The sequence below is a fragment of the Burkholderia sp. 3C genome (assembly GCF_054589155.1).
Map to the genome: position 1 here is coordinate 1 of NZ_BAAILN010000012.1, position 9,043 is coordinate 9,043.

At 64.3% G+C, this 9,043-nt stretch carries 8 protein-coding genes; 5 read left to right on the forward strand and 3 right to left on the reverse strand.

Annotated features, from left to right (window positions below):
- Positions 1 to 83: 83 nt before the first annotated feature.
- A complete protein-coding gene (locus tag ACYP33_RS01145) occupies positions 84 to 1,286 on the reverse strand; it encodes an amino acid aminotransferase (protein WP_459619169.1) in 1,203 nt (400 codons plus the stop codon).
- A 40-nt stretch (positions 1,287 to 1,326) separates the two neighbouring features.
- Positions 1,327 to 2,718: an amino acid permease gene (locus ACYP33_RS01150; RefSeq protein ID WP_414439325.1), complete on the reverse strand. Its 1,392-nt coding sequence runs from the start codon at positions 2,716 to 2,718 to the stop codon at positions 1,327 to 1,329.
- A gap of 841 nt (positions 2,719 to 3,559) precedes the next feature.
- Here ACYP33_RS01150 and ACYP33_RS01155 point away from each other — a divergent pair.
- Positions 3,560 to 5,278 (forward strand): phospholipase C, encoded by a 1,719-nt coding sequence (locus ACYP33_RS01155; RefSeq protein ID WP_459619172.1) that lies wholly within the window; start codon positions 3,560 to 3,562, stop codon positions 5,276 to 5,278.
- A gap of 95 nt (positions 5,279 to 5,373) precedes the next feature.
- The gene (locus ACYP33_RS01160) at positions 5,374 to 6,798 is read left to right on the forward strand and encodes a cytochrome-c peroxidase (protein WP_459619174.1); all 1,425 of its coding nucleotides are present in this window, start codon (positions 5,374 to 5,376) and stop codon (positions 6,796 to 6,798) included.
- Between the two features lie 164 nt (positions 6,799 to 6,962).
- Here the strand turns inward: ACYP33_RS01160 and ACYP33_RS01165 are convergent, their stop codons facing one another.
- Positions 6,963 to 7,172, reverse strand: coding sequence for a hypothetical protein (locus ACYP33_RS01165; protein ID WP_459619175.1), 210 nt, complete (start codon positions 7,170 to 7,172; stop codon positions 6,963 to 6,965).
- A 16-nt stretch (positions 7,173 to 7,188) separates the two neighbouring features.
- Between ACYP33_RS01165 and ACYP33_RS01170 the strand changes: the two genes are divergently transcribed.
- The 3 genes from ACYP33_RS01170 (at position 7,189) to ACYP33_RS01180 (ending at position 9,018) form a co-directional block, all read left to right on the forward strand.
- Positions 7,189 to 7,719 (forward strand): GNAT family N-acetyltransferase, encoded by a 531-nt coding sequence (locus ACYP33_RS01170; RefSeq protein WP_414447477.1) that lies wholly within the window; start codon positions 7,189 to 7,191, stop codon positions 7,717 to 7,719.
- A 296-nt stretch (positions 7,720 to 8,015) separates the two neighbouring features.
- Positions 8,016 to 8,360 carry a DUF6916 family protein gene (locus ACYP33_RS01175; protein WP_459619178.1) on the forward strand — a complete coding sequence of 115 codons (345 nt, stop codon included), beginning with the start codon at positions 8,016 to 8,018 and terminating at the stop codon, positions 8,358 to 8,360.
- Between the two features lie 43 nt (positions 8,361 to 8,403).
- Positions 8,404 to 9,018: a phage tail protein gene (locus ACYP33_RS01180; protein WP_459619180.1), complete on the forward strand. Its 615-nt coding sequence runs from the start codon at positions 8,404 to 8,406 to the stop codon at positions 9,016 to 9,018.
- Positions 9,019 to 9,043: the final 25 nt, after the last annotated feature.

The window sequence follows — 9,043 nt, forward strand, 5'->3', positions numbered from 1 at the left end:
GGCCGCCGCCCGTGCCGCATTCGCGACACGAGGCGGCGGCCCCGTTCAGGAGGTCAGCCGGCGCCAGCGCCGAAGCGCCGCGCTCAGACCCCGCTTGCGATCACCTCGCCGATCGCATCGACCACGATGCCGACGTTCGACTCGTTGAGCCCGGCCACGCACATGCGGCCCGAACGCAGAATGTAGACGCCGTGCTGCTCGCGCAGTACATCGACCTGCGTTTCGGTCAGCCCGCTGTACGTGAACATGCCGCGTTGCTTGATGTAGCGCGACAGCGCCTCGCCCTGGATATGGGCCTTCAGGCCGTCGTGGATCGCCGTGCGCATGCGCGCGATGCGGCGGCACATGGCGGCCAGTTCCTCTTCCCACTGCGCGCGCAGCTCGGGCGAACTCAGCACCGCCGTGACCAGCTTCGCGCCCTGCGTCGGCGGGTTGCTGTAGATCGCGCGCACGTTGCTGGCCAGTTGGCCGAGCACGCGGCCGGCCGTCGTGGCGTCCTCGCAGATCGCCGACAGGCTGCCGCAACGCTCGCCGTAGATCGAGAAGTTCTTCGAAAAGGACGTGGCGATCAGCGCCGGAATGCCGCGCCGCGCGATTTCGCGCACCGCGAACGCATCGGCGTCGAGGCCCGCGCCGAAGCCCTGGTAGGCCATGTCGACGAACGGCAGCAGCTCGCGCGCCTGCAGCACGTCGATCACCTTGAGCCATTGCGCGTCGTCGAGGTCCACGCCCGTCGGGTTGTGGCAGCAGGCGTGCAGCAGCACGGCGCTGCGCGGCGGCAGCGCGTCGAGCGCGGCCAGCATGGCGTCGAACTTGAGGCCGCCGGTGGCGTCGTCGTAGTACGGGTAGGTGTTGACCGTCAGGCCCGAGCGCTCGAACACGAAGCGATGGTTTTCCCAGCTCGGGTCGCTGACCCAGATCGGCGTGCCGGGGAAGTAGCGCTTGATGAAATCGGCGCCCACCTTCAGCGCGCCCGAGCCGCCCACGGTCTGCACCGTGGCGATCCGGCCGGCGTCGCGCACCGCGCAATCCTTGCCGAACACGAGCGTCTGCACCGCGTCGCGGTACGCCTCGATGCCGGCCATCGGCAGGTACGGCTTCGGGCCGATCGCGGCGGCCAACTGCTTTTCGGCCTCGCGCACGGGGCCCATCACCGGAATGCGGCCGGCTTCGTCGAAATAGATGCCGATGCTCAGATTGACTTTCCGCTCGCGCGGATCTTTCTGGAAGTTCTCGTTGAGCGAGAGAATCGGGTCGCCGGGAAAGGCGTCGATGTGTTCGAACATGGTGGTTCCTGGTCGATCGATGAAATGCGTGGCAACCGGCTCAGGCCGATGCGCCGCGGGCCGCGTCCGTGTCGTTCGGGCGGCGTCCGCGCCAACGATACCCGATTCCGAGCACGATCAGCCACACCGGAATCAGATAGACAGACAGCCGCAAGCCCGGCGACAGGTACATCACGACCAGAATCGCCGCGAGAAACGCCAGGCTCAGGTAATTGGTGAGCGGATAACCGAAGCTGCGGAACTGCGTCGGCTGGCCGGCTTCGCGCTTGGCGCGGCGGAACCGCAGGTGGATATAGCTGATCATCCCCCAGTTGATGATCAGCGCCGACACCACCAGCCCCATCAGGAAACCGAACGCCTTGCCCTGCATCAGGTAGTTGATCACCACGCACAGGCCGGTGGCCACCGCCGACACGCCCAGCGCCACCACCGGAATGCCGCGGCGGTTCACGGTCAGCAGCGCGCGCGGCGCGTTGCCCTGCTTGGCCAGGCCGAACAGCATCCGGCTGTTGCAGTACACGCCGCTGTTGTAGACGGACAGCGCGGCGGTCAGCACCACCACGTTCAGCACGTTCGCCACCAGGTCGCTGCCGAGCGCGTGGAAGATCAGCACGAACGGGCTGCCGCCGCTCGCCACCTTCTGCCACGGGAACAACGACAACAGCACGCCGAGCGCGCCGATATAGAAGATCAGGATGCGGTACAGCACCTGGTTGGTCGCGCGCGGGATGCTGCGCGAGGGGTCGTCGGCCTCGGCGGCGGTGATGCCCACCAGTTCGAGCCCGCCGAACGAGAACATGATGACCGCCATCGACATCGCCAGCCCGCTCACGCCGTTCGGGAAGAACCCGCCGTTGCGCCAGAGGTTCGCGACGCCGGCCTCCGGCCCCGCGCCGCCCGACAGCAGCAGCCAGCCGCCGAACACGATCATGCCGACCACCGCCGCGACCTTGACGATCGCGAACCAGAATTCGGTTTCGCCGTAGGATTTCACGCTGACGAAGTTCAGCAGGTTGATGATCGCGTAGAACACCAGCGCCGACACCCAGTTCGGCATGTCGGGCCACCAGTAATGCACGTACACGCCCACCGCCGACAATTCGGCCATGCTGACGAGGATGTACAGCACCCAGTAATTCCAGCCCGACAGGAAGCCGATGAAGTGCCCGCAGTATTTGTCGGCGAAGTAGCTGAACGAGCCGGCCACCGGTTCGTCCACCACCATCTCGCCGAGCTGCCGCATGATGAAGAACGCGACGATGCCGGCGATCGCGTAGCCCAGCAGCACCGACGGCCCGGCCGCCTGGATCGTTTCGGCGATGCCGAGGAACAGCCCGGTGCCGATCGCGCCGCCCAGGGCGATCAGTTGGATGTGGCGGTTCTTGAGCCCTCGCTGCAGTCCGCCGTTCTCGTTGTGTGTGTTGTCGACCATAGTGTCTCCATACAGTGCGCCCGGCCCCGGGCGTCACCTGTTGTCCCCCGTCAAGGCGCCGCGCGAGCCGCCCCGATCTGCCCGGAACGGCACCGGCTGCGCGCCGAAAATCCGCAATTGTAGCGGGTTGCACCGGCGCAACCTGCCGGCGGCCACCGAAACCGGCGGAAACCCGCGAAAAACTCGATGAAATCGATGCAAATAGTGTGTCATCGACCGAGGCCCCGATCGCCTCGAATCACCTTTCGTTCAGCCTGGTAATAACTTCCAATTTCATCCGATGAATTTCGGCGCGCCCTGCAACGCGCCGAAACCGGCGTCATGACCGAAACCGCACGCCACGCCCGCCGTGCGGACGTGGCACCGATGGACGCCGCGCCTTACGGGATCTGGCCCTGCACGAACGCGTGCGATTGGCCATGACGGGATCGCCGCCATTCGGCACAGCCCGGCACCCTCGATTGAAAGCAATCAGATAGTGATAAGAAATGAAATGGAAATCGATTCTTCCCGTGATTTTCATTTGGCCGTCAAATTCGCGTCACGGTTTCAGGCATATCCATGCCCGACCTACCAGGCGCGCAGCGAAACCCCTCGCGCGCCCGCCTTCGCATTTCTTTCCATTCAAAGTTTTCGTAATACAGGCGATACGCACACGTAACGATTACGAAAGTAACTCTTCCCGCCAGCTTCATACCGGCCTGTTCCAATGCACGCACTTCGAAGACAGGGGGGGTCTCCCGCTTCGAGGGCCCCGCCCGCTACCAACAATGGTCCGCGCCGTCTCGAACGGGGAATTACGTAATAAACACAAGACGGTCTTCCACTGGAGTCTCACACAATGCTGCTTCGTCGAACCTTGATTGCCACTGCCTGCGCCGCATCTGCGATCGCGCTGGCTGCCTGTGGCGGCAATGATGACAACTCGCCCGCCGCGAGCACCACGCCGGCCGCCACGGTGTCGTCGCAAGACGCCCTGACGACCAAGACCCCGATCAAGCACTTGGTCGTGATCTACGGCGAAAACGTGTCGTTCGATCACTACTTCGGTACGTACCCGAACGCGACGAACCCGGCAGGCGAACCGGCCTTCACGGCCGCCGCCAACACGCAGACCGACATTCAAGGTCTCGGCGCCGCAACCAGCACGCTGCGCACCGCCAACGGCAACTTCACGAACACGCTGAACACGACCAACGCCGCGAACCCGTTCCGTCTGGACCGTTCGCAAGCCGCGTCGGCCGACCAGAACCACGCCTACACCGCCGAACAGCAAGCCTACGACAACGGCGCAGCCGACCTGTTCCCGCTCTACACGGGTAGCGCAACGGCCGGCGGCGCGGGCGCCTTCGGCACGAAGGGCCAGGTCATGGGCTACTACGACGGCAACACCGTCACGGCCCTGTGGAACTACGCTTCGCACTACGCGATGAGCGACAACGCGTTCACGGACACGTATGGTCCGTCGACGCCGGGCGCACTCGAAGTGGTGTCGGGCAACACCAACGGCATGCAGATCGTGAAGACGTCGAAGGCTGTTTCGACGGTCGCCGCTTCCACGTACTACATCAACGATGGCCAAAGCGGCTACACGATGATCAACGACGTGGACCCGGGCTACGACATCTGCTCGAGCACGACCGACCAGGCCATGATGCAGGGCAAGAACGTCGGCGACCTGCTGAACGCGCAGAAGGTCACGTGGGGCGGCTTCATGGGCGGCTTCAACCTGTCGACGATCAACTCGAACGGCACGACGCAATGCAAGCGCTCGTCGATCGCGACGGCAGTGGGCGCGGCAACGGCCGACTACATCCCGCACCACAACTGGTTCCAGTACTTCGCTTCGACGTCGAACCCGAACCACACGCGTCCGAGCTCGACGGCCGCGATCGGTTCGAGCCTGCAAGCCGACGGCAAGACGGCTGAACCGGCGAACCACCAGTACGACACGGACGACTTCTTCGCGGCAGTCAAGGCCGGCAACTACCCGTCGGTCAACTTCCTGAAGGCACCGGCTGCACAAGATGCGCACGCTGGCTACTCGGATCCGCTGGACGAGCAAGCGTTCGTGACGAAGGTCGTCAACTTCCTGATGCAGCAGCCGGACTGGAAGAACACGGCCGTGGTCGTGACGTATGACGATTCGGACGGTTGGTACGATCACCTGTACACGGCACCGACCTCGGGCTCGTTCGACGCAGTCGACCAAGTCAACGGCAACGGCCTGTGCGGCGTCGCCAATACGCAACCGCTGGGTGTCGCAGGCAAGCCGGTCAATGGCCGCTGCGGTCCGGGCACGCGTATCCCGTTCGTCGTGATCTCGCCGTACGCCAAGACGAACTACGTCAGCCACAAGGCGATCACGCAAGCTTCGGTCACGCGCTTCATCGAAGACAACTGGCTCGGCGGTGCACGTCTGGGTGGCGGTTCGTTCGACGCCACGGCTGGCGACATGAGCGACCTGCTGAACACGTCGGCAACGGCAACGGCCAACACCACGCCGCTGTACCTCGACCCGACGGTCGGCACGCAACTGAGCGCCGCTCCGGCGAACTGATCGACCCGGTCTGATTGACCGAAAAACCGGCCGGCGCGCAAGCGCCGGCTTTTTGCCTGTGCGGCCTCGGCCGCCCCGAATACGACACTACCCGTATGAACGCTACCGTCACGCCAGTCGTTCCGCCCTCTTCCCCGGCACCGCGCCGCCGCACCCTGCGCAACGCCGCGCTGACGATCCTCGGCGCCGCCGTGCTCGCCGCGGTCGGCTACGCCGGCTATGCCGTTGCCTACCCGGCCAGCGTGCCCGACGCCGTGGGCGAGATCGTCGAGAACCTGACGGGCGCGAATCCGCATCCGGTGACGCTGCAACGCCCGCCCATGCAGCCGCTGTCGGCGGTGGCGCTGATCGGCAAGCAGTTGTTCTTCGACCCGATGCTGTCGGCATCGGGCAAGCTCTCGTGCGCCTCGTGTCACAGCCCGGCGCACGCCTACGGCCCGCCGAACGGGCTCGACGCCCAGCTCGGCGGCACCAACATGAAGCTGCAGGGCTACCGCCCGCCGCCGTCGCTGAAATACCTGGAGCGCCAGCCGAACTTCAGCATCGGCCCGGACGCCGGCGAGAACGACGCGGCGGCCACCGTCCAGCAGCTCGCCACGCAGAACGCGGGCGTGGTGAAGAACCAGAAGACGGCCGGCGGCGCGGCCTCGGTGCAGATGGTGCCGCAGGGCGGCCTGTTCTGGGACGGCCGTGCCGACACGCTCCAGCAGCAGGCGTTCGGCCCGCTGCTGAACTCGGTCGAAATGGCGAACCCGGACACCGACAGCGTGCTCAAGCGCGTCGAGGCCAGCCAGTACGCGAAGCCGCTCAAGCAACTGTTCGGCGAGTCGTTGTTCAGCAACCCGCAACTGGCGATCTCGGAAGTGATGTTCGCGATCGCGCGCTTCCAGTTCGAGGATCAATCCTTTCATCCGTACAACAGCAAGTACGACCAGTGGCTCGAAGGCAAGGCGCGCCTGACGCACGCCGAACTGAACGGGCTGCGCCTGTTCAACGACCCGGACAAGGCCAACTGCGCGGGCTGCCACCTGTCGCAACCGACCCCGGACGGCCTGCCGCCGATGTTCACCGACTACCAGTACGAGGCGCTCGGCCTGCCGCGCAACCACGCGCTGAACCAGAACAAGGACCCGGCGTTCTTCGATATCGGCGTGTGCGGCCCGTTCCGTACCGACCTGAAGGATCAGTCGCAGTACTGCTCGATGTTCCTGACGCCGACGCTGCGCAACTCGGCCACGCGCCAGGTGTTCTTCCACAACGGCATCTATCACGACCTGCAGCACGTGATGGATTTCTACAACGAGCGCAACACCAACCCGGGCAAGTTCTACCCGCGCGGCGCCGACGGCAAGGTGCAGAAATACGACGACATCCCGGCCAAGTACCAGGCCAACGTCGACGTGACCGATGCCCCGTTCGACCGCAAGTTCGGCGATCAGCCGGCCATGACGCAGGCCGACATCAAGGACATCATCGCGTTCCTGCACACGCTGAACGACGAGCCCGTGACGACGCACTGACGCTCGCATGTTCCGCCGCGCCGCCACGGGCGGCACGGCGCCGTGTCGCCCACATGAAAATCCCCCGCTTCGCGGGGGATTTTTTTTGCGCGCTTGGTGGCGTTTTTTGATCGCAAATCGAGTTGCCTATGCAATTTCTCGATTTTTTGAAAAAGTGTTTCGAATCAGTCCCCGAAAACGTTTGTTTTATTTTTTCCAATGCCGGGCATTGGGGCAATCACTGAATCCGGCTTAATAAAATCCAGTTGCCGCTCATCAGACAATTGGATAGCATCCCGAAAGTAAATTTTTCCAGCCGCGCATTTAACTTTTTCAGGCGTCATGAAATCCGTCCCGGCATCTGTCCCAGCAGTGAATTCGGCACCCGCAAACATTTGCGCGCAATCCGAATTGACATTGCACGCAGCCACGCCGGATGACGACGCGTTTCTGAGCGAAGTTTTCGTCAGCACGCGCCGCGAGGAATTCAAGCGTACCGGCTGGCCGCCCGAACGCATCGACGCGTTCCTGCACGAGCAGTCGCGGTTGCAGCAAACCTACTATCGCGAGCACTACCCGCATGGCTGCTTCGACGTGGTGGCGCTCGACGGCCAGCCCGTGGGCCGCCTGTACCACGCCTGGCGGCCCGCGCAGCTCGGCGACGAGGTGCGGGTGATCGACATCGCCCTGCTGCCCGCCCGGCGTGGCGCCGGCCTCGGCACACGGCTCATGCACGCGGTGCTGGCCGAGGCGGCCGCGCAGGGCCTGCCGGTCAGCCTCAGCGTGGAACCCGACAATCCGGTGCAATCCCTGTATCAGCGGCTGGGTTTCCGGAAAACCGGTTCGACCGGCGTGTACGACTCAATGCGGCGTGACGCGGCGCCGTTCGATCGGCCGGCCGAGGCGCTGGCATCGTTACGCCGCGTTACCACAGCAGCATGATGAAAAATAAATCGCGACAGTTTCGCAAATTCGCATGTAACCCTAAAGAAAGCGTCATGGATGGCGTTAACCGATCCAGACACATAGCGAAGTGATAATCGAAACCTTATTTCCGAGGTTTTAAAAAAAGTCGTCACGGGAATACGGTCCCGTGAAAAAAATGCAAAAGGACCCGTTGCGGAGTTATGGCCCGGATACACGAGGCCGAGCCCGAAATGGATCACAAGGATCGCCGATCGGCCTGCCAGGGGGTGTGGACGACCGGCGGGCGTACGGACCAACGCCTGGGAATTGATGTGTCGGAACTGCCTACCCACGACGAGTTGAAAGGCCTGATCGGCCAGGTCCTCGTCATCTCGACGGCCGACGAGGCCGCCGTGCCGCTGACGCAGACGCGTCTCACCGAGGCGCCGGACGGCGTCGCGATGAATCCGGCCCATACCTGCTATCTCGCTCATTTCGAACTGCCGATCGACGTACGGCTGCCGCAGGACACCTATCGGTTCGGCGCGCCGGATGGCCGTGCCTGGCTGCTGTTCGTGACCCCGACGCGCCCGCTCGATACCGGCGCCGGCACGTTGTGCGCCGTGATTCATAGCCGCGTCGAGCCGGACACGCCGGCCGGCGCGCAAGCCTCATAACAACACCCGTCACTTTCCCCACCGACCTCCTTCAGGAGTCAACATGTCCGATCAGTATCTTGGCGAAATCCGCATGGTCGCTTTCGACTTTGCGCCCTATGGCTGGGCGCTCTGTCAGGGCCAGATTATTTCGATTGCGCAGAACAACGCGCTGTTCGCCTTGCTCGGCACCAATTACGGCGGCACCGGCACCAGCACCTTCGGCCTGCCGAACATGATGGGCCGCAGCCCGGTCGGCACCGGCCAAGGCGCCGGCCTGCAAAACATCGTGATCGGCGAATCGTCGGGCACGGAAACGACGACGCTGCTCAGCTCCAACATGCCGATCCACACGCACGCTGCGATCGTAACGGGCGGCGGCGGCACCAGCACCGTGTCGATCTCGATCCCGGCCACCACCGCCACCACGGCGCCGCAATCGGTGCCGGGCAACAACATGGTGCTCGGCCCGGGCGCATCGAGCGGCCACACGGCCACCGTGTACAGCACCGCCGCACCGAACACGAACCTGCTGCCGTTCAACGCGAGCGTGACGATGGCGCCCCCGTCGATCACCAACTCGACGGCCGGTGGCAGCCTGCCGTTCTCGATCCGCAATCCGTACCTCGGCCTGACGTTCATCATCGCGATGCAGGGCGTCTACCCGACGCGCGGCTAAGCAGGTCGTTCGCATCACACATTGC